Here is a 22,733-nt window from a genome sequence, read left to right on the forward strand (position 1 = left end):
ATGGAACCTGTCACTACACCGATCACCGATGAGCCACCAGGCCATCTGCCGACGTTGATCGCGAGCTTCCTGCACTTCGACCTGAGCTTTATGCTGTGGGTCTTGTTGGGCGCGCTCGGCATCTCGATTGCCGAAAGCTTAGCGCTGAGTCCGGCGGAAAAAGGGATCATCGTCGCGATCCCGATCCTCAGCGGCTCGCTCCTGCGCGTGCCGCTTGGGCTGCTGAGCGATCGTATCGGCGGCAAGCGTGTCGGCGTCGCGATGCTGGCGTTTCTGTTCCTGCCACTGAGCGTGGGCTGGCTTGCGGGGACCAGCCTGCCAAGCGTGGTGATCACGGGCCTGCTGCTGGGAACGGCTGGCGCGTCGTTTGCCGTGGCCCTGCCCCTGGCGAGCCGCTGGTATCCGCCGCAGCGTCAGGGCATCGTCCTGGGGATTGCCGCCGCAGGCAACAGCGGGACGGTCGTCACCAATCTTGCCGCGCCGTACCTGGCGACGATCGTCGGCTGGCACAATGTCCTTGGCCTGGCGATGATTCCCCTGGCGCTGGTGCTGATCGCCTTCACCTGGATGGCGAAGGATCGTCCCAGCCCGGCGACCGGCCAGCCGGTCCGGCGGTATCTCGCGGCGCTCAAGCACCGTGACCTGTGGTGGTTCTGCCTGTTTTACAGCGTGACCTTCGGCGGGTATGTCGGGCTGAGCAGCTTCCTGCCGATCTTCTTCCGCGATCAATACAACGTCGATGCGCTGACAGCCGGATACGTCACGGCACTGGCAACCTTCGTCGGCAGCCTGATCCGTCCGCTCGGCGGCTATCTCGCGGATCGGGTCGGCGGTACGCGGATGCTGTCATGGGTGCTGATCGGCATTTTTGGCACCTACCTGCTCGGCGCGCAGCTTCCGTCGCTTCCGCTAATGCTGCTGCTGCTGGTCATCGGCATGGCCTGCCTCGGAATGGGCAACGGCGCGATCTTCCAGCTTGCGCCGCAGCGCTTCGCCCGGCAGATCGGCATCACGACCGGCGTGATTGGAGCCGTCGGCGGGATCGGTGGCTTTTTGCTGCCGACGATCCTTGGCAGCGCCAAGCACATCAGCGATTCGTTCAGCCTGGGCTTCCTGGTGCTGGCAGCCGGGGCGCTCTTCGCCTATGGTGTGCTCCAGGTGCTCACGACGGTGCAGCGCGGCTGGCGCATGTCGTGGCGACTCTCCCCGCTGACGGAGGCCGTGGCGGACGTCCACGCGAGCGAAGCATAGGCAGCGCCATCGGGCACACCTGATGCGCCTGGGAGGTGGCCGACGCTGCGTGCAAGTTGTGTATGCCGTCGCCACCCCCGGCCACCCTTCCCCTCCCTGATAGCCAGTCGGCAGCGCGGGCGACGATGGACGCGCCTCGTGAGAGCGGCGCTCCGCCCGGCCCCATGAGGCTACGGAAATTGAGGCCCGTCCGGCCCTGGCCGGTAGCGTGGGCGCTCGAGCAGGTTATCCTTTGCGTGCTCTTCGCCGGAGCGCGCTTTGTCGCGCAGGTACTTCTGCATCGCTCGCGGCTCGATCGACGCCAGCGCGCTGTCAACCGCTATGATCCGCTTCTGCTGGAGCATTAACAGCTCTTCGGGGGCGGCGTCGAATCTCAGAAGCGGCGCCAGGATCCCGGCATGCGCCATTTCAATGGGTGTGGGCGACTCGTACTCGCTCATCAGCGCTTTGACCTTCTTGCGGACGCGCACCTGAAACTCTGCTTCGATCGCTTCGGGTGTGGGCGTGCCGCCTCCGGCGGATAAATCGTCGACGACCTGCTGCCGAATCGCGTCGCCTTCGTTTGCGACCACCTCCGCGAACAGCTCGTTCGCTTTCTCGTCTCGGAGCCGATCGCGCACATCTTGAAGCTCCGCGCCAGAGAGGCAGAGCAGTTGGTCGATCTGGTTGTCCCGTACGTAGGCATACGCCGGGAAGTAGGGGATGTCCGTGATCACGAGCGGGCCATCGGGATCGTCCATGCGCGCCTGGATTTGATCGAGCGTCAGCGCAAACAGGTCCGGCTCGGCAGGATCGGCAGGAGTAAATGCGCGGCGATGCGTGCCGACCGCTTGGAGCGCAGTATCTTCCTGGATCTTCTCGAAGTCTGCGAGCCGATACCGCAGAGCCGTGATGGTGCCGTCCGCGTCTCGGATCTCATCGCGAATCACGGTATCGACGGGCGGCACCAACGCCCGTCCGACGACAGCCTTGCCGCAGAGCATAAACCCTTTCGCATTAAACTGCGCCTGGCTCGGCTTGGTGACGACCTGATGAAGCGTCGCGTAGAACGGGTCCCAGCGCCGCGTTTTGATCGTCAGCCGATCAGGAATCACGTCGGAGAGCGTGGCATCCGCTTTCTTGGCAGCCCTGGCCTCGAAGTACTCGCCGAAGAAGATGCCCGCGCCCACTTCGGCGACGAGCACCACGCCGAGAAAGATGCCTGCGCCAATCGGGCCAAAGAGGATAAACGTAAGCGTCACGGCCCAGAACGTGATGAACTCGAACAGGGCGTCGACATCGACATCTAAATCGGTGCTCCAGACCAGGAAGCCATCGCTATCAATCGACGGCTTAATATCGATGGTGAACGTGACATCAGTGTTAGTGAGGTCGATCGGGTCCACATACTCCCCTTCCAGGGCGATTCGCAGACCGTTTAACCCCATAGGAGGCACTGAGGGCGATGGGAGCGTGACGATTTGCCCGACGCGGATGCTGTCGATCGTACCGATGCGGGTGCTATTCGGATTCAGGATGTTGTAGCGCAGGGCATGCTCGATGTTTCCGAACCTGTCCTTGATGGCGGTCCTTGAGAACACGTCCTTGCTCATGTCGCCGTACAGTCCTGGGCGAGACGCGAAGGCGATGTCCTCATCGGCAGGCAGGAAGTTGGCTGCCTGGTCAAGATCACCGCGCGGAGGAAGGAATTGGTCCTCTTCATCGCCGTTACGCATGCGGATATTGATGTAGATGCCCAGGGCGGGGGCGTGCTCGTCATCGCCTTCATGCCACCTGATCGCGATGTCTTCGACTTTTTTGAACTTGCTCGTCCCGCCGATGTCGAGCTTGCGATCGACGAACGCCTTGACTTTTGCAAGCACCTCTGATTTCGGCATGTTGAAGGGAGGCTCGGCCAGGATTACGAGCGCCGGCGACTCGATGTCGACGACCGTAATGGTGAGCCCCGCGCTGGAGATGCTTCCTTCCTCGTGTGTTTTTTCTAGATCGAGCCGAACAAACAGGTCGAAGAAGAAGGGGAGATTGTTCTCTGGCTGAACCTGGGCTCTCACCCGCAGATTCGCTCCCAGCGGGTGGTTGAACAGGATGTCCGTCTCGAACGCATCGGGATGCGTGGGCGGAAGATTACCGTTCGCGTCTGGCCCCGGCTCATACGTGCGTCCAGCATTCAGCATGGCAAGCTCAAGCCTGGTGCCCCCGAATACGGCAGCTGCGGGAATCACGCCGGCATCGTAGGCCGTTTGCAGCACCATCCGCAGGTACGGCGCACCCAGGAGGGCTTCAACGTCAAATCCGCTCGTTACCCGCGACTGGTCAATCGTGCCCATGTTGCCTCCTTGGAAGTTCTATCTAGCCAATAGCGCTGGGGATTCGTGACGCGGACCTACGAATCGGTACGCTTGCCGGTCGCTGACCACACCTCAAGGAGGCGATTCGTATATCCACCGCTGATTGTATCATAGCGGTGTGTACGGGGTCGATTACCAGGCCACGGGCGGTAGAGCTGCATCTGGCGGGTCGGCTGTCACGCGGCGCGGCACACCTTCTGGTAGAGGTGCAAGCCGCATCCTTCAGGAGTAGTCATGTAGCGTAGTGGTTAAGCGACCAAGGCGGGGCGATTGCCACGCCCAGCCACCCTGTTCATCGCGCTGCCCCACATAGCAGCCAGCAATCAGCCGCGTTTCGACATCCAACGCCAGCCAGACCGAGTGCTGGCTGGGTTTCTTGCCGACAAACGACCGGAGTGCATCACATGGGATGGTCAGCGGCCTTTTTTTGACCGGAACATCGGCGCGACGTGGTTGGTGCTCATATTTCTGGTTGACGCAGTATTGCAGCCAGCGGGCCGAGACGCCGGTACCGCGCACAATGTCGGCTAACCAGACCCGCTGGCTGCTACCCCTCAGTGATTATGACGCGGCGGCTTTGCGGCAACACCACGATACTTCACCGCGACCTCCAGGACGGCCCCGCTGTCCATCTGGCCCACTCCGGCGCGATACATCTCCTGCCAGGGCGTGGCGCTGGCCGGCACGGTCGGGATGCCGTCCTGTTTGCGGCGCTCAATTTCCGCCTCCGACACGAGCATATCGCAGCGCCCGGCATTGAGGTCGATGCGGATGGTGTCGCCGGTGCGGAGCCAGGCCAGGCCACCGCCCACCGCGCTCTCAGGTGCGGCGTTGAGGATCGATGGGCTGTCGGACGTTCCCGACTGTCGTCCATCACCGATCGTGGGCAGGGTCGTGATCCCCCGCTGAAGCAGCGCGTCCGGCGGCTGCATGTTGACCACCTCCGCCCCGCCCGGCCAGCCGACCGGCCCCGTCCCACGGATCACCAGGATGCTGTGCTCGTCGATCGCCAGCGCCGGGTCGTTGATGCGGGCATGGTAGTCCTCAGCGCCGTCGAAGACCACCGCGCGTCCATCAAACACACCCTCGCGCCCAGGCTCGCGCAGGTAGCGGCGCCGAAACTCCTCGGAGATCACGCTCGTCTTCATAATCGCGAACTCGAAGAGGTTGCCGGTGAGGACCAGAAATCCGGCCTGCGGCTTCAGCGGCGCGTCGTAGGGCGTGATCACCTCGCGGTCCGTGCTCGCACGCCCGGCAACATTCTCGGCCAGCGTCCGGCCAGTGACGGTCAGGACATCGCCGCTGAGCTTCCCGGCCTGCATCAGCTCCCAGAGCACCGCGGGCACGCCGCCCGCCCGATGGAAGCGCTCACCCAGATACTTGCCTGCGGGCTGCATGTTGACCAGCAGGGGGATGTCGTAGCCATGCGACCAGTCCTGTGGGGTGAGCGCCACGCCCGCGTGGCGCGCCATAGCCATCAGGTGGGGCTGCGCATTGGTTGAGCCGCCGATCGCGGCGATGGTCACGATCGCGTTGAGGAAAGCCTCGCGGGTGAGAATCTGCGAGGGCCGCAGGTCCGCGTAGGCCAGCTCGACGATGCGCCGCCCGGTCGCGTAGGCCATCTGGGCGCGCTCACCATACGGCGCGGGGATCGCCGCGCACCCGGGCAGCGACAGGCCCATCGCCTCGGCCACCGCATTCATCGTGGAGGCGGTGCCCATGGTATTGCAGTGACCTGCCGAGGTCGCGGACGCCAGCGTGGCATCGAAAAACTCCGCCTCGTCGATCAGCCCCGCCGCCAGCCGACGACGGCTTTTCCAGATGATGGTGCCGGAGCCTACGAGCTCGCCCTCAAACCAGCCATCGAGCATCGGCCCGCCCGAAAGGACGATCGCCGGGATATCGACGGTCGACGCGGCCATGATCGCGGATGGGGTGGTCTTATCGCAGCCGGTGGTCAGCACCACTGCGTCGATCGGATAGCCGTAGAGGATCTCGACCAGGCCCAGGTAGGCCAGGTTGCGGTCCAGCGCGGCGGTAGGACGGCGGCACTCCTCGAAGATCGGGTGGACGGGGAACTCCATAGGAATCCCGCCGGCGTCCCGAATACCATCGCGCACCCGGCGCGCAAGATCGAGATGGATGCGGTTGCAGGGATTCAGGTCGCTGCCGGTCTGGGCAATGCCAATGATCGGCCTGCCCGCGCGCAGCTCCTCCGGCGTCATGCCATAGTTCATGAAGCGTTCGAGGTAGAGGGCAGTCTGGTCGATGCGCTCTGGATCGTCGAACCAGTCGCGTGAGCGGAACCGGCGCGTGGGCCGGGTGGTTGGAGCCGTCATAGCAGTATCCTTTCGTTACGTTTGGTTGCGCTGCCGCGCGCAGGTGGTTGGTAGCACTGCCACTCGTCGGCGTGGGACGCGCACAGGCCCCTACACCCCGCCGTTTACAGCCGCTCCCGCACCTGAAAGCGGGCGCGCAGCACGCCTTTATCGGACGCATGCCGTCCGACGATGATCTCGTACACGATCGGCGCGACGACCCGGTCGCGCGCAACATCGGACTAGGCCAGGTCGGCAGCCGACACCGCCCGGCGCAGTACACGGGTTTCACCTGGAGCGAGCGCGACGCGGGCCACCTTAAGCTCCTGCGGCGCGTGCTCGACCGTCGAGCCCTGCGCCGCAACGTCTGGCCGCATCATCATCCAGAGCTGCTCATCGCGGGTCAATGGCGCGAGCAGCTCGTGCGCGCTCGCCTCGATCGGCAAATCGCTCTCACGAACCATCCGATCGGTACCGTTGCCACGAAGAACTGGCGTTTCTCAATGGGGAACCGTGGCGATACCGGCGCGGATCGGGAGCGTCCAAAAACGAATGATACGCCACGCTGCTGGTATGACGTCTGGATGCGTTCGCGGTGGGCGCTACGGGACGGGCATCGTTTCCAGTCGGCTGTGCCGCAGGGCGGTGCTCCAGAGCGTATAGAGCGCGATCAGGCCATACAAGAGCGCGGCAATCGCGTAGATGTCACGAATGCCGATGCTGTCGGCCAGCTGTGAGAAGAGCAGCCCGCCGACCAAAAAGGCCATGCGTGCGAACATTTCGCGGAGCGCGTACACACGTCCGAGCATGTCCGGCGACACCTGGGTTTGGAGCAAGGAGTCCTGGGCGACATCGCGGAGGGCAAACGGTGGGCCAAAGGCCATCGAGACGAGTACCGCGACGATGACCGAGGGTGAGGCGGCGTAGGCGACGGTCATCGTGCTCATCAGAAACCCGTTGGCGATAATGATCCACCCCGGGCGCCTTCCCAGGTGGCGTGCGAACGAGAGCGCCAGGGCCGCGCCGATCAGCTGCCCGGCGAAGAACGCCCCGCTTTGGTAGCCCCAGGCATCGACGCCAGCGCCCAGGGCATGCACCGTAAAGGACAGCATCAGCGCCGATGTCCACACACCGTGGGGCCAGGACTCAAGAAACTCGACGGTGATTAGCGCACGCGCAAGCCGGTGCGATCGGAGATAGGTGAAGCCATCCAGCACATTGCGCCAGAAGCGAACATCCGCTCCCGACCGCGCAGGGCTGGCGATGGCGCCGATCAGACCTGCGCTTCCGGCGGCGAGGAGAAAGCAGCCAAGGTTGAGCGACGCGAGGAGCTGCGGCCCGGCGGTAGCGGCGATGAAACCACCCGCGGTGTACCCGATGGTGAGCACCACCTGGGTTGTCGTGAAGAGGACACTATTGGCCCATACTAATCGTGCAGCGGGCACCACGACGGGGAGCGTGGCAAGCAGTGCCGGCTTATGCATAACCTCAACCATGATCAGACCAAAGACTAGGAGGTAGCCAGCCCAGAGGCCGCCGATGCCGTGCGCCGCTGCGAACAAGAAGCAGCCAAGCAGGCTGGCACGCAGCAGATTAGCGGCCACCAGGACGGGGCGGCGCGGCCAGCGATCCACGATACTGCCAGCGAATGGCCCAAACACCAGCGGTGGGATATTGCGCGCGACAAGGACACCCGTTGCCTGAAGCGCCGAGCCGGTTGAGCCAAAGACCAGCACAACCATGCTGATCGTTGTTAACTCGTTAGCCAGGGTGACGACAAGGTGGGTCATCCAGAGAAACAGGAATGCACGTTGTCTGATCATCTGCATAGATCGCTGAAGCTCCTGCGGGACCACCCCGTCACCGGCGTGCCAACGCAATGATAGCAACCCCGTCGCGAGGGCGCAAGGTGGCGGCAGGGCCGTTCCCGGTCGTCTGTGAGCAAGCGCCACCGCGCATGCCACAGGGCTAAGCGATCTGGCGATCACCCGTGCGAGCTGCGTGCCGGATTCGACCCCGGTGATCGGGGGCGTCCCCTTCAGCTTGGCACGCTCCACCGGGGTACTGATCTATGCCTGAGGCACTCCTCAGCTCTCATCAGTAGCGTAACGTCCGGTGTTGAATCCGGGTGGTACCTATGAGTCCGTGGTAGCATACCTGCCACCTATGCACGGAGATAGCGTACACCATATGTACAGGAGATGCATAACGATGAGCCGGATTGTGCGAGCTTTGATCGATGGGGTGCGCCTGCGCTGCCCCGAATGCCATCGCGGCAGGATATTTGTCAAGCCGTTCAAGATTCGACGACAATGCCCGGTCTGTGGGATAGTGTTTGAGCGGTCAGGTGGTGAGATGACGGGTGGCATGGTGATTAATCTGGTCGTTACCGAGCTGATTGTGGTCATTACAGGCTCCATCTACGCGCTCTTTACCAGAGTGCCGCTCCTGCCCCTGCTGACGACGTTAATCGTCTTCGCCATCATCTTCCCGATCCTGTTTTATCACACCGCGCGCGGCCTGTGGGTGAGCATCATCTACTTGACGGCGGCCAATCTGGAGGCCGACTAGTACTACAGCAGCACGTACGTCGGGCAACGTGCCCGACGTTTGGTATCGTGGCACCGCTGCGCCCGGTCAATGAAGGATGCCCCATCCTGGCTGGCGTAGCAGAGAAAGACCCCGATCTGAGCCGACCGTGCCACCATATTGGCGCTTGACGCCGACCGATTGGTCGCCTTTTTTCAGAAAGCCAGCTTCATCAACCACCAGGACCGCATCCCGATCGCCGAGATGGTCGCTTGTCTGCCGGGTCAGCCGTAGCGCCATGAACGCCGCTATCTCGATGGCTGGTTGTGCTTGCTTTCGAGGATACCCACCTGGCGCGTCGTCGTGCGCTTCGCCCGCCTTGCGGTATCCCGCCGTCAGGTGACGTGCGTCACCTGCCCTCCAGCACCCCTATGAACTATGGCTGGATGAGGCTGCCGCCACCTGCTGCACCTCCCGATGGGGTCGCAGCGGCTTCATCCCAAACAGCACCCGCAGGAGGTTGATCCGACGAATCAGCAATTCGTACAGCACCATGATGAGTGTGAACGTGCTGACCAGGATGATGGCCCATTTGGCAAGGTCGGGGATCGTCCACGTCAACACGTAGAAGGCTACCACGAGCAGGATGGATTGATGCAGGACGTAGAAGGGCAGCACGGCTTCGTTGCCGTACTCCAATACCGGCGTGCGGACATTCAGCCGTTGCATCCCAAACCCAAGGATCGCCAGCGAGCCGGCCCAGCAGGAAAGGCTCGAAGCGATCGACCACACCAGGTATATCGGTGTACCGAACGCATTTTCCCCGCCGGTCAGTGCGAGCACCAGCGCGACCCCGACGAAGAAGCTAACCAGCGCAGTGACCAATGAGAACCAGCGTATCCGGCGCATGCTGGCCTGCATAGCCGGGCTGGAGGCGAACACAAAGCCGCTCAAGAAGAAGATCAGGTGGGAGGGCAGGTTCCAGCCCCCAAACTCATCCCGGGCCAGGAGGCTATTGCTATCCGGATCTAATGTCGCAGACAGCAGGATGATGGGCAGAACCGGCAGGTACAATGCGCCAGGTGCGGCGAACCGCGCTCCCACCCAGGTAAGCACCCGCTGACCGGTTCCGTTCCGCAGCCAGAGGAACAGCGGCAGGCAGACCAGACTGAAAACGAACAGCATTTCCAGATACCAGAGATGGCTGCCGATCCAGTTAAAGTTGCCGCCGAACCGATCCAAGCCATTGAACGTCGTGAGGTACCACTGCCAGAAGGATCCGCGGTATTGGTTCTGGCTGACCTGCTTGAGATATTCCTGGAGCGGGATGTGCGTGACGAGGCCGACCAGCAGCGGGACCAGCAGGCGCAGCGCGCGGTCTTTGACAAACCGCCATGCCCGGCGTGTGCCCAGAGCATAAAACGTAGCCATCCCGGAGATGAGAAAGACGGCTGGCATCAGCCAGCGGCTGATGAAGACCACCAGCGCCTGAGCACTCAGATGGGTCGTTGCACTCTTGACATACCAGCCTTCCAGGTCAAACAAGCGCAGACTGTGGAAGACGAGGACCGTCAGGATGAGCAGCACACGGAGCCAGTCCAGGTCACATCGACGTTGTCCGGAAGGTTTGCTCAACATCTTGCTTCCTCCCGTTCTTTCTCGGGTTAGCGGAGAGCGCTGGGAGTTCTGCACGCTCACGAAGGAGGGGGCGAAAGCCTGCGGTAAGCGCCAGCGGATCATCTGCACCATCGGTGGCTCCATGCCTGGTCTGATGTGCAAACGCATCGCTTTCTGAAGCCCTGTTCTTGGCTTAGCGTACACTTCTCCCGGTTTGATACCGTCACCCCAGCCGTGGGGTCCGAGGATGACCGGGGAAAGTGGAAGCATGGGACGGCCCATCCTCTATGGGCACAACCATACCACGGCAGGGCGGTGCGTGGAGCAACGACACCACCATGCGCGGGGATGAATCCTTCACGTGGTGGGTCCCCTCGCAGATAGTGAAGGGGGACAAACCTCCTACGCATGTAATCGCCGGTCTGGGAGCGCTGGCAGGCAAGTCATTGTTGCTGACTTTTGGGCTGGTGTGCGTGCCCGATCCTGTCCGTGTCGGTGGGCATGACATGCGGAAACACGTGACTGAACTGGGCCGAGCAGCAGCCGTGCGATCCGCACGATCAGCGGGAGGGAATGCCGGAGCGGTGCGAGCGTGTCCGAGGCAGGCCACATCCGCAACGGAGGTAGCCTGCCTCATCCGCTAAGGTGCGATGAGCCCACAGCGTGGGCAGGGCAGACCGGATCGCACCGCATTGACGCACCGTTCATCGCAGTGCAGGCGTGGCGGGGTTACGGCAGGGCGATGGTGGCATCCGACCAGCCGAGCGCCTTAAGGGGCTCCGTATCGAACGGCAACGTGCACTTCCAGTGGAAAGTGACCACCTTCAGGTTTGCGTTGCTGGAGGAGCCGTTATCACTGTACCCCGAGATTCCTACCAGATAGCCCGTCGTGCCTTCGGGCGGCCCTGAGGTAAAGTGGAGATTGGAGGTGCCGCCTCCAAGTATGGAACGACCCTGGCTGGTGGTAAACCCGAGCTGGTTGATCAACCCACTGGCATACCCTTGTGCCGCGATAATGGTTTCCCCCTCCGCCAGCGCCAGGGTTTGTGGCACTCCACCGCTCCCGCCGTGCCGTCCCGTGGATGTCCCATTGAGGAACAGCTCCAGGCTATCTACCAGCGAGCCGGTGCTGATGGTGACTTGGGTGATGCGTTGGGTATCGGCGGCGATTACCGAAAAGGGCGTTGCCTGGTACTGGCCGTATGGCCCATCGGCGTAAATGATGGTGGGAGGTTGCAGGGGGGCCGGGTTATCGGGGTTGATGTAGCTCCAGAGATCCGCGGTGGACAGGTAGCTATCGAGGGTGTAGGCGAGCTGGTTGGTCACTTGCTCGGCGCGCTGCGCGACCGCATCTTCCACCTCGCTGAGGTGGTGAACCTGACTCCCACGCCACCCCGTATACTCGTCGATAGGAACATAGATGGTGGCGTCGCTGCCGATGCCAATGGTACTTTCGTCGCGATAGGTGACCATGGCAGCGCGCTTGTCCAACAAACTCTGCCGCGCCGGGGGGAGCGCTTGTTGGTAAGCATCGATGGTATTTTGCAGATTGTCGATGAGCTTTTGACGTTCCTCAGGCGACAGGGGGACGCCGTAGATCTCCTGATACGACAGGATTTGCTCTCGGAAGGTGAACAGCATCAACGTTCCGTACGGGATGAAGAAAAACATCTCGACCTGCGTTTGACTCAGATCGACGAAATACGGCTCATACAGGCGGAGGCCCCCAAGCAGATTCTCAAACGTATCCGCACGGCGCTCGGGCGGGGCATTCAAATAATCGTCCGCGAGATTGTACAGGCCATCGAGTTTCTTCGTCAGATCGTCAATCGTGCGCTGTCGCTCGATCCCACTGACGATCTGGTCGATATAGTTTTGAAAGCATGCCCAGGCTTGATCGCGATTGCTACTTTCCGGCCAGAGCATCATGGTGATCATCCTCAGGGCACTGCCAACGGTTGGAACCAGCGTCAACGCCGCGCCGACGAGCGTCCGCGCGATGTCGTTGATCGTCAGCGAGGAGTAGAGCCCGGTATCCGCCTCCAGGAGCGGACTATTGGGAGACGAAACCCACCAGGATTGCGGCTCATCGTACATGCGAAAGCTCGAGATGTTCCCACCGACCCCATAGGCATCCAGGTCATTGATCTCCGAGCCGGGACCAAAGGTTGCGGTCTTACCTTCGTAGTTATCATCTTTGTAGACTTCCAGCCAGGTGCGCGTCCCCGTCTTGAGGGAGTCCGGTTCGTCGCCCAGCTTCTCGCCGGTCGACTGGACGTAGTCATCCATATCGGCAACGTTGGTGGGTCCGTCGAAACGTTTGGTGCCGCCCTGGAAGCCATCACTGTCATAGAACTGCACCCAACAACCATCTGTTGCATTCGACATGCGGCGTGTGCCCTTTCCCTTCATGGAAGGTGATTGATGTCGCCAGTGACGTGATGCTATGGAACGGAATGGCAAGAGCCGGATCTTACCAACGGCGGTCCAACCAAGACGTCACCGCTACTCTAGCATAGTTCCGTTCCGCCCACCCCCCGACCGATGTCCCCCGCGAGTACCAGCCATATCCCGGCAATCAGGGGGCGATCCGTAGCCGTGACGATCCGGCGACCCTAAAGCGACATCACGGCCTGGCGACAGGCTGCGATCATGTCCACGAACGCGCACACCGCATTGGCATGCCGTACACCGCATGTCGCACCGTATCGTATCGATGCTCCGAACGCTGGAAGCGCACGCTCCGTCGCGCGACCGAGGCGTTGACCGGCCCTGCCGATGCTGTCGCCCGCCACCCCGGACCTTCAGCGGACGCTGAAGCGCATCCGTCACGACGGCGTCCGGACTCATGATCGGAATGGGGATGCGGTACCGCATTGGCACTCCCGCCCACATCGCTCACAGCACCCCGTGTACGCACTGAGCAGGTCATCCTGATCTTGAATTGGCATGACATCTGGTGTAGTATTGGCTGGAGATGGTGAGCGGACAGCATGGTGAGCGGACAACCCTGTAGCACCTGCCTTCATCCAAGCGCGACATCATACCCTCCGACCTCACCGCGTCGTACCCGTGGTCGGCATCCTCGCAGAGGACTATCGGTTGAGCGAACGCCGTTGCTCTTCGGATATGCCACTACGCCATCAGACCTCAACGCAGAACCGTACTGGTACCTCATGCAACGCACGTTGAGGAGTCGAGCACACTCCTTCGTCTCACCAGAACAAGCGCGCGTGGATTAGCAGCTATCAGCATACGAGGTGATACATAATGGCCCTGCCCCGCAAAGCCAAAGGCAGCAAAAAGATCGATGAAGGTCTGATTAATATCATTGCGGAGTATGTCAAGCGAGGAGAATGTATTCTTTTTTTAGGAGCAGGCGCGCATTATCCACCCCCCAAGGACTCGTCCTACACCTACCCGGAACATCAACGGCCACCGCTTGGCAGCGCGCTGTGCGAGCATTTATCGGTTCGGAGTGGGCTGTCGGAGCAACCTCCCAAGGAGCGGAAGAAAATCAGCGGCCTACAGCGTGTTTCCTTGTATTACGAGACAAAACGGTCGAGAAAAGCATTAGTTGACGAGATACGGCAGATGGTCGGGGAGGGCAAAACGCCTTCTCCGGTGATCCGAGCGTTAGCGCGGCTCAATTTCCCGCTCGTGTTCACCACCAACTATGACCGCCTGTTCGAAATGGCCCTGCACGACGAGAAGAAAGCCTTTAATCGCCGCGTGTACTCGAAGGATCGCGATACGCCAACCGAAGATTATTTGGAAGATCCCAACCCCCAGCAGCCCATCATCTGCAAAATTCATGGCGACATCGGAAACCCCGACTCGATTGTCATTACCGATGAAGATTACATCCAGTTCGTGTTGCGCATGGGCGATCCTGATATTTATCATCCGGTGCCTGAGACATTTCGCTTCTACTTTAAGCGCTGGCCGACGCTCTTTATCGGGTACAGCCTGATGGATTACAACCTGCGGCTGCTGTTCAAAACCATGCGCTGGAAAATCGATCGGGCGAAAGTTCCTGACATGTACTCCGTTGATCTTTCTCCCGATCCCCTCATCCTTGACGTATGGGAGCTCCAGCAAAAATATGTCAAATTCATCACCCAAGATGTATGGTCCTTTGTGCCAATGCTGTATCAAAAGGTGACTGGCGAGGAGTTTCCACCGCGATGACCGACATACCCGCCGCTCCGATCCTCCCGCATATGCCCTATCGAGGGATCGAGCCGTTTCGCTATGTGGATCAGCCCATTTTTTTCGCGCGCGCCCAGGAAACGCGCAAGCTGCTCCGATCGATCACGATCTACCGAGGCGTCCTGCTGTATGGAGCATCAGGAACCGGCAAATCGTCGCTGATTAATGCGGGGGTTATCCCGGTGGTCCGCCCAGAAGGCTTTGCACCGCATCGCCTCCGCGTTCAGCCGATCCAGGGATCAGAAATTATCGTCGAGCGGATCCCCATGACCACCGAGGGTCAGAGGCCGTATCTGCCCTCGATCTTTGTCGACGACTCGAACCCGGCAGCGCAGGTCGTTCTCTCGCTTGCGACCTTCGCCGAGCGGCTCCAGGCGGCGTCAGCCGATTCGGCGCCGCTGCTGATCTTCGATCAGTTCGAGGAGTTTATTACGCTCTTTGAGGAATCGCTGCAAGGAAAAGCGCTGCGAAAAGCTCAGGCGGTTCAGCAGGAGATCACGACCTTGCTGCTCCGGCTGCTTCGCGATCATTCGCTGCCGATTAAGCTGCTCTTTGTCTTCAGGGAGGATTATCTGGCAAAGCTGAGCAAGCTGTTTGTGCAAAGCCCCGACTTAACCGATCACTACTTAAGGCTCACCGCGCCACTCGTCAATATGCTACCGATGATTATACGTGGCCCGTTTCTGGATCAGGCGCTCAGGCAACATTTTGGCAAAGAGCTGTCGGACGAGCTTGCCCGCAAAGTGATGGCAAAAATTGAGAAAAGTAGCGCCGGCGGCGGCCTCAATCTGTCAGAAGTGCAGATCGTCTGCCTGGAGCTGTGGCGATCGGAGAACCCGGAGAGCTTGTTCAAACAGCGTGGCGTGCAGGGCGTGCTGGAAGATTACCTGGATCGCGCCATTAATCTTCTCGGCAGCGACCATCTCCGCGACCCGGCGCTTGCATTGCTCAGCTTCTTAATCACGCCCTCCGGCACCCGCAATATTGTTGCCGAAGACGATCTCATTACCCGCGTCAATAAAGAGGAGCAGATCGCGACCGAGCTGTTGCGAACCGCTTTAAAAGCGCTTGAGATCAAAACGAAACTGGTCCGACGCGAGCTGCGATACAAAACCTATTTCTATGAGCTGGTCAGCGAATTTCTTGTCCCGTGGGTGGCTAATCAAAAAGCCGCCCGATCGATGGCGATAGAACACCGTCGGCTTGACGAAACAAGCCTTCGGACAGCAGGCGCCGTACCAGGCGCGATCGGTATCGCGCCCGACCCACACCATCTTGAGATGCTTCGACAAGACCTTCGGATCTGGCATGCGTGGCGACGAAACAACCCCACCATAGCGCCGACGCTGGCCCGCGCGGACCTCGCGGGTCGTCCGTTGCGGGCAATCGATCTCAGCGACGCGAATCTGAGCCAGGCGACTCTTGATGAAACCGATCTGCGCGATGCGCTCCTGCGGAGCGCGGACCTGACGGCTGCGACGCTGCAAGGCGCCGATCTCACCGGGGCCAACCTGGGCCGTGCGACGCTGCGCGGTGCGCGGCTCGACCACGCGAAGCTCAGGCAGGCACAGTTGAGGGACGCCAATCTCATGCGGGCAAGCCTGGTAGAGGCCGACCTGCGCGGCGCCGACCTGACGCACGCCGATCTCACCGGAGCTGATTTGACAGGCGCTAACCTCAGCGGCGCGAGCTTGAGCTACGCAACGCTGGTTGATACCAACCTCAAGCGTGCGGACATGACCGGCTGTACGGTGATCGGCATCACCTTGTGGGATATGAACCTGGAAGGAGCCGATCAATCGAGCCTCGTGATCTCCGATCCCGATGAGCCGTCGATCACCGTCGACGATCTCGGCGTCGCTCCTTTTGTGGGCATGCTGCTGAAGAGCAGCACGATCCAGCAGGTGTTCACCGCACGCTCGTCGAAAGCGGTCCTCTTGCTCGGCAACTTTGCACAGGACCGGATGGATATTCTGGAGACGATGCTCGGCGTGATCCGTGGCCGTGGCTACGTACCCATGGTGATCAATGTCGATCGGGCGTATGGACAGGACATTGCGAAGACCATCGACATCCTGATCAGCTTATCCAGGTTTGTGATCGCGGATTTCAGCGGCGTGTCGTCGCCGCTGGAACTGCTGTCGACGCTGGCAGCCATCACGATACCGTTTGTGCCGCTGATCCACCAGGGGGAGCGTGTCGTTGGCCTACCGGTCGGGATGCAACCGGTGCTCGCGGTGCCATTCATCGCGTACACCGGTCCCGATAGCCTGAGCCGGCGTCTGCCCGCAGAGGGTATCGATGCGGCTGAGCAAAAGTACCAGGAGCGGCAGCTTCTCCTGCGACAACGCCTGGGCCAGGCCGCCGAGCCGACCCAGCCGCACGTGGCTCCTGTCGACGTGGCACAACCGCAATCGCGCGCTCCTTCCGATGCGGGTGTGGAGCCGCCGCTGCTGATCGCCAGCCCCGTCGAGGCGACGTTATCAGACGAGCAAAAACAAACGATCTCGAACATCGTGCAGAACTACACTTCCCAAGACCGGATTCGCGTAGCACACAAGGATGTGAAAGTTCTCGCACAAGACCCGGAATTGAACGAGCTGCTCACACCCGTAGGGAGCGACAGCGAAGAGCGGTACCTGGACCTGATCGAGCTGGGGCAGCGGATCCAGGCGGCGCAAACAGGCGCACGTCGGTTCGGCGGGATCGCCAGGTATTTGTTGCGCATGCTGCAGATCAAGATACGCTATGCGCCATCATCGGCACCGCCAGAAACGGAGTTCGGCGTATGAACGCAGAGGACATCGACAGCGAATACCAGGGCAGCTTGCTCCAGGCGGTGACGGCGGTGATGGATTTTGGCCGCGCGCTGTGGGAGCTCGCCTATCCTCCTGCTGGAACAACCGTCCGCGATGTCAGACATACGCCGGGCTGCACGGTGCTCACGGAAACGCAGTTGCTTGACCTGCTGGCAGCGCCGCAGCACAGCCACGCGGCCTCGATTCTCGAAGAGCTGCGCCAACGCGATGTCTACCGGCCGGTCGAGCCGGGGATCGTCGAGTTTCATGGTGATGTCTTCCAGCCGGTCGAGCTGGTGCGCATGCTCCTGGGAGGCATCCGGTCGGCCCACGATCTGCGCTACTTCGTCATGCAAAATATCCGCTCACACTACGGGCTGGTGCTGTCACACGAAATGCCACAGCTATTCTACATGCTGGCAACCACGATCAACGATCGGTCTGTCGCACCCGGATCGCTCAAGCAGCGCACGCACTGGGAGTATGCCCACGACTTCCGCATGCCCCTCGTCGCCGCACTGCAAGCACGCTCTTCGAGTGTCGAACAGGCCCAGCGCACGGCAAGTATGTTTATCGAGTGCTGCCGTGCGGTCAGCTATGTCAAAGCGTCGTATAAGCCCAACAGCATCTTATGCCGGGCGACCATCGACGCGGAGTACCTGCTTGCCAAGCTGTTCGGCTTGCCCACCAACATGCGCGGCTTTGATGATTTGTTCGGCGGCGGCCTGATGCTGACGGAGAGTATTCCCGGCGATATGTCCGCGAGCCGACTCGGCGGGCGGACAGTGCTGATCAAGGGACGCTCCGGCACCGGGAAAACATTGCTGGCGCTGAAGCTGGCGGTCGAGGTCGCGTCTAAAGGCGGTCTGGCCTGGGTCATGCCGCTGGAGCAATCTCATGAAGAATGCCTGTATGCGCTGGCCTCGATCGGCGCGCTGCCGGATACGCAGGTCGTCGAAGTTGCCACCGATCCGTTTGCCGCCGCAGCGCTGCTACAAGAGCGTCCCGGCGAGCGCGGCGCGCTGATCATCCTCAAAACGATCAAGGACTCCTATGAGAGCTTTTTGAGCGCCTTTGCAGAGAATGCGAAGCGGATGCTGAAGTATCCGCTGCGGCTGATCATTGCGGATCCGGTCAACAGCATTGCGCGCGGCGATCGGGGCGAGCGCAGCGAGCCGCCGGATGTCGCGGCGCTCCGCGCACGGACGATGGATCGCATCGAGGTGGTCAACAAGGCAGGAACCAACGTGCTGCTGGTGGCGGAAGAGGGCAATGATCCCGTCGACGAGCTGCTCTTCGAGCAGAATATCGCAGATACCGTGATCCGCCTGGGCGTAGATGATCGCAGCGGCTATGATCAGCGCACCTTTGAGATCATGAAGTCGCGGTTCCAGCGCGAACAGCGCGGGGAACATCCCTTTGCGATCAAGCCCGGCCAGGGCATCAGCATCTTTCCGTCCTCGCCCGCGGTCATGTCCCGGATTCGCTCGCGCAGCCTCCTGCCGCCAGACGCTCCGATCCACTTCGGTCACACCGGCCTTGATATGATTCTCGGTGAGAAATCGCTGCGCGCGGGCGATGTCATCGTGATGCAAGGGCCGGAAGGATCGTATAAAACGCCGCTCGGCCTCCTGTTTTTGCTGGGCACGGATCAGCCCGAAAATCGGAAGCGGGTATCGCTGCTGGTTGCGGTGCGGGATGATGAGTCGAAGATTCGCGAAATGCTGAAGCAGGGCTTCATTCAGCGCAGCAGTGATACGCGCAAGCAGCAGAAGGAGATTCGCGTCTGCTCGCTGCCGCGTGGCTATGTCGAGCCGGGCTTTATCATGCAGCAGATCGAGGACGAGTTTGAGGCAGCGCTGCGCGACGGCAACCGGATCGACCGCGTGATGATCGACGATATCGCGCACTGGGAATTAAGCTGTCCGTTGGTACGCGCCGAAGAAACCTTTGGCGATACCCTGGTAGAATTTCTGCGCCGAAAGAACGTGACGAGCCTGTACGTGTGCGGGGAGGTCGAGCCGGAGACTGCGTTTGTGCTGCAACGGTCGATTGCGAATAATGCCGACTGTGGCATTGAGTTCAATCGCTTCGAGTACGGAGGGATCCAGCGCGTCACCCTGCGGGTCTTACGATCGCATGGCATGGCGCATCGGCGCGAGTCGTTCGAGGTGACGTTTGATACCCAGCGCCTGGAGATCAAGCCGATCTCATCGCTGCTGCGGGTTGGTCCCAACGGCGAGATCAAGCCGATCAACGTGCGGCTCTTTCTGCACTCCGAAACCTACATGCAGGATAAATATAACCGCATGCTGGTCCAGGCGGTAAAAGCGATGCTGTCGCGGGAAACCGAGGTTGAATCGGAAGATCCGGTCGGGATGAGCAGAGCGATGCGCCTTGGCTCGTCATCAGCGCTCAACGAGCTCCAAATCGTCCAGTGGGATGAGTACCAGTTTTCAACATCCGACCATGATCCAAGCCAGCGGTTGATGTTTCATACCTTTCCCAATAAGCATTGGGACGATTCCGAATGGGGCGAGGTCGGAGCCGATGCATCAGGTCACGTGAGGTGGGGTCATTTCGTGCCGCGTCTGATCCGACGAAACGGGGATACCGTAAACACGTTTTTTGTGCTGCCCTTCTATGCCAATATCGGGCTGCTGGCGTATCGGCGGGATGAGCAGCTCGACGCCGTGGTGACGTCATGGGAGCGACTGGCAGACGCCTGTGACGCATGGACGCAGCGGCAGGCTGAGGCGGCGCGGCAATCCGTGGAAGGATCGGATCAGCCTCCCCACAAACCCTTCTTCGATTTTCCAAAGGGCACCTCAGAAAATTACAACTGCCTGTTCCTTGAGATCTTATTGTCGCTGGAGAAGCCGGAGCCAAAAGCCGTTCCCTCGCTGCTCAAGCAGCTCCAGGGGCCGGTCAGCATCCACGCAAGCAAAATCTTTCGACAGCTGTGTCGTCAATCATACCTCGCGGGTGGCGGCAATGACCTGGTGCGCCCGACAACGCGCGCCGCTGACGCGACGCCCAACGTGAACGTCGCCGTGACGTCGGATGCGATGGTCTGGCGTCATTGGTACACCACGCTCAACCAGATGCTGTCGGGGATGGAGCTCAAGGATCAGCAGCAGATCAAGGTGGTGCCACTTCCTGAGCAGATTGCGATCGCGGGCGACTGGTATATTGGCATACCTGCCTACTCCGCCGCTCCGGATGTCGGATTGGAGGTCATTAAGTTTCTCACCAGCCGCGACGCGGAAACCGAGCGGCTGCGCAAAGGCGTGGGGCTGCCAACACGTCAACCGTTTTATGCCGATGGAAGCGACGGCCATTCGATCGATACCGCGATCTCTCCCTATTTCTCGATGTCGGTAGACACGGTGCGCACGCTGGTGAGTGAGGCATACCAGCGTTCCGATATTCGCAGCTATGCCAGATTGTCGAGCACGCTGGCGCGCTGTTTACAACGAATTATTGAAATTCCAGATGACCAGAGCGCGTATCTTGATCAACGAATCAAGGATATTTTCCGCGATTTGAGAATCTAGGCTGCGCCAGCGAGTAGCCCTGGTCGCGCACGGTGCGGGCGATGAGGTCAGCGGTCTGGCGCGTGGTTGTCGTGTAGCATGGATCTACCAGTCTGCGCACTGCTTCGTCGCCGATCCGATGACGATCGACCGTTGTTGACGCAAGGAGCCTACCATGCGCGTTGCCCTGCTGTCCGATATTCATGGAAATAGTGTGGCTCTGGATGCCGTCCTGGCCGATCTCCGGCACGACCCAGTCGATCGGGTGGTGTGTCTTGGCGATGCGATTCAAGGCGGTCCACAACCCGTGGAGGTGGTGGCCCACCTCCGCGCCCTGGCGTGTCCGGTCGTGCTGGGCAACGCGGACGCCTGGCTGCTCTCCGGGGTGGAAACCGGCGCTGAGGGAATCCCACCGGAGCGCTTGCGGGTCATGCACGACATTCGGGCCTGGTCGCTCGCGCAGCTCTCGCCTGACGATCAAGCGTTCATCGCGCAGTTCCAGCCCACCGTCGAGGTGCCATTGCCGCACCAGCGCACCCTCCTGTGCTATCACGGGTCGCCGCACTCCTACGATGATGTCATTTTGCCGACGATCGCGGATGCGGAGCTGAAGCGCTTGCTGGAGCCGCACGAGCACATCATCTACACCGGCGGTCACACCCATGTCCAATTCCTGCGCCATATGCACCGCACGTTCCACATCAACCCCGGCAGCATCGGCTTGGCGTATCGGCACGATCAGCCGGAGGATCGCTTCAAGACCGATCCCTGGGCGGAGTATGCGATCCTGACGGTCGACGATGCCCGCATCGCGGTGGAATTCCGGCGCGTCCCGTTCGATGTGCAGGCGCTGATCGCGATCTACGCCAGCAGTGGTCGGCCCCATAGCGAGCAAGCGATCGCGCAATACCAACCGTGAGGCTGGTGCTCGGCAATGCGGCGGGTTGTCACCTTTCGTCCGGTGGAGCCGTGTGATTCTATGGGGATCATAGAGACGGCTGTGGGCTGTTCTGCGGCATAACCTCGTCGCTGCACACGTTCCGCCGCGCCTCGACGGCCACCTGCGAAACACCCTCACGGATCTAGCCCCGCTTCTCACCCGCCCATGCATGCCCTGTCAGACGGCACCTTGTCCAGGCAGGCGAGCCAGTGACAGTAGCTGTCACAACGACCTGGTACTCTAGGGCTGTGACAAACACATTCGCCAGAGGTCGGGGCAAGGAGGTGTGCGATGACCACAGGTGAACATCAGATCAAGCCACGGCGGGGCATGAGCATGGCCTTTAAGGCAAACGCCTCGCGATCGCTCGCTGGTATTCCGGCGACCGTGATTGACATCTGGCCGCGCTTCCGCTCGGGCGATTACCTCGTCACCCTAGAATATGCGACACCGGTCCCGTTCCGAAAGACGCTGATTCGGCACATTGACGCCTTCGTCACCGAATTGGACCTGGTCGAGCCTGCGCAGGTCGCCCTGCCGACAGCCAACCTACAGCGTGCGTGGCGCCGCACCATGTCCAGGCCGCGATAACACCCGCACCTCAACATCGCAGATTATATCAGCGTCGATTCCAACGAGGCGGAGCGGCAGGATGGCCGACCATGACTGGGGAGACGCGGGCGACATAGGAAAAGCGCGGCGGAACGGGAGTGGTGTCGCATCTGCGAGCACACCAGCGGCGGCATGCTCGGAGTCATGGTTCATCGTCTGCGGCGCAGCGCGCCCATCCGCTGGAACAGCGTGCCGCGTCCTCGCCACCGCTTCCGCAGCCCGGCCAGGACCTGTACGCTGTGCCGGTTCTCATCTACGCCTGGATCTGGCTTATTCGCGGAAGGCGAGTCTAAGAGACTCGACACCTTGCTCAGCAACTCGTCCACGCTGAAGGGCTTCAACAGCACGTCACAGCGCTGATCCCGCAGAATCTGCCGCCGCATCTGGACATACGCCAGATCCCCGGTACACACGAGGACGGGCACATGCGCCGTCTGCGGATTGAGGCGCAACATGTGGATAATAATCCAACCGGCTTGCGGATGCTCCATGCGCAGATCCAGAATCAGCGCATCCGGGCGCTGATCCCGTACAAACTCGTAGGCGTTCTTGCCCTCCGACCAGACCACCAC

The 22,733-nt window shown here is 61.1% G+C and carries 14 protein-coding genes and 1 pseudogene; 7 read left to right on the forward strand and 8 right to left on the reverse strand.

Annotation, left to right across the window (positions count from 1 at the left end):
- Complete coding sequence (locus VFZ66_02635; protein HEX6288054.1) at positions 1-1,251, forward strand: MFS transporter; 1,251 nt, start codon at positions 1-3, stop codon at positions 1,249-1,251.
- A gap of 170 nt (positions 1,252-1,421) precedes the next feature.
- On the opposite strand, the gene VFZ66_02640 is transcribed toward VFZ66_02635, so the two are convergent.
- From VFZ66_02640 to VFZ66_02655, 4 genes are all read right to left on the reverse strand, one after another.
- Entirely contained in the window at positions 1,422-3,578 is a 2,157-nt protein-coding gene (locus VFZ66_02640; GenBank protein ID HEX6288055.1) for a hypothetical protein, read from the reverse strand.
- 575 nt (positions 3,579-4,153) lie between these two features.
- The gene (locus tag VFZ66_02645; GenBank protein ID HEX6288056.1) at positions 4,154-5,938 is read right to left on the reverse strand and encodes an IlvD/Edd family dehydratase; all 1,785 of its coding nucleotides are present in this window, start codon (positions 5,936-5,938) and stop codon (positions 4,154-4,156) included.
- A gap of 221 nt (positions 5,939-6,159) precedes the next feature.
- Entirely contained in the window at positions 6,160-6,381 is a 222-nt protein-coding gene (locus VFZ66_02650) for a hypothetical protein (GenBank protein ID HEX6288057.1), read from the reverse strand.
- 138 nt (positions 6,382-6,519) lie between these two features.
- A complete protein-coding gene (locus VFZ66_02655) occupies positions 6,520-7,746 on the reverse strand; it encodes an MFS transporter (GenBank protein HEX6288058.1) in 1,227 nt (408 codons plus the stop codon).
- 382 nt (positions 7,747-8,128) lie between these two features.
- Between VFZ66_02655 and VFZ66_02660 the strand changes: the two genes are divergently transcribed.
- Positions 8,129-8,488, forward strand: a complete 360-nt coding sequence (locus tag VFZ66_02660) for a DUF983 domain-containing protein (protein HEX6288059.1) — start codon at positions 8,129-8,131, stop codon at positions 8,486-8,488.
- Between the two features lie 62 nt (positions 8,489-8,550).
- Here VFZ66_02660 and VFZ66_02665 read toward each other — a convergent pair.
- The 3 genes and pseudogenes from VFZ66_02665 to VFZ66_02675 all read right to left on the reverse strand — a co-directional run bounded on the left by VFZ66_02665 (position 8,551) and on the right by VFZ66_02675 (position 12,451).
- A pseudogene (locus tag VFZ66_02665) lies at positions 8,551-8,716 on the reverse strand (transposase).
- A gap of 159 nt (positions 8,717-8,875) precedes the next feature.
- Complete coding sequence (locus tag VFZ66_02670; protein HEX6288060.1) at positions 8,876-10,195, reverse strand: acyltransferase family protein; 1,320 nt, start codon at positions 10,193-10,195, stop codon at positions 8,876-8,878.
- A 597-nt stretch (positions 10,196-10,792) separates the two neighbouring features.
- Positions 10,793-12,451, reverse strand: a complete 1,659-nt coding sequence (locus tag VFZ66_02675) for a hypothetical protein (GenBank protein HEX6288061.1) — start codon at positions 12,449-12,451, stop codon at positions 10,793-10,795.
- Positions 12,452-13,333: 882 nt separating this feature from the next.
- On the opposite strand from VFZ66_02675, the gene VFZ66_02680 reads away from it, so the two are divergent.
- The 5 genes from VFZ66_02680 (at position 13,334) to VFZ66_02700 (ending at position 22,140) form a co-directional block, all read left to right on the forward strand.
- Positions 13,334-14,254: an SIR2 family protein gene (locus tag VFZ66_02680; GenBank protein ID HEX6288062.1), complete on the forward strand. Its 921-nt coding sequence runs from the start codon at positions 13,334-13,336 to the stop codon at positions 14,252-14,254.
- Positions 14,194-17,067: a pentapeptide repeat-containing protein gene (locus VFZ66_02685; protein ID HEX6288063.1), complete on the forward strand. Its 2,874-nt coding sequence runs from the start codon at positions 14,194-14,196 to the stop codon at positions 17,065-17,067. Before VFZ66_02680 ends, VFZ66_02685 begins: the two co-directional genes overlap by 61 nt.
- Positions 17,064-20,630, forward strand: coding sequence for an ATPase domain-containing protein (locus VFZ66_02690; protein HEX6288064.1), 3,567 nt, complete (start codon positions 17,064-17,066; stop codon positions 20,628-20,630). The genes VFZ66_02685 and VFZ66_02690 overlap by 4 nt, the downstream gene beginning before the upstream one ends.
- Positions 20,631-20,784: 154 nt before the next feature.
- Positions 20,785-21,528 (forward strand): metallophosphoesterase family protein, encoded by a 744-nt coding sequence (locus VFZ66_02695; GenBank protein HEX6288065.1) that lies wholly within the window; start codon positions 20,785-20,787, stop codon positions 21,526-21,528.
- Between the two features lie 312 nt (positions 21,529-21,840).
- Positions 21,841-22,140, forward strand: coding sequence for a hypothetical protein (locus VFZ66_02700; protein ID HEX6288066.1), 300 nt, complete (start codon positions 21,841-21,843; stop codon positions 22,138-22,140).
- A gap of 170 nt (positions 22,141-22,310) precedes the next feature.
- Here the strand turns inward: VFZ66_02700 and VFZ66_02705 are convergent.
- Positions 22,311-22,733, reverse strand: a 423-nt coding sequence (locus VFZ66_02705; GenBank protein ID HEX6288067.1) for a response regulator, incomplete at its 5' end; no start/stop codon positions are given.

It is taken from the genome of Herpetosiphonaceae bacterium (genome assembly GCA_036374795.1).
Taxonomy (GTDB): Bacteria; Chloroflexota; Chloroflexia; order Chloroflexales; family Kallotenuaceae; genus LB3-1.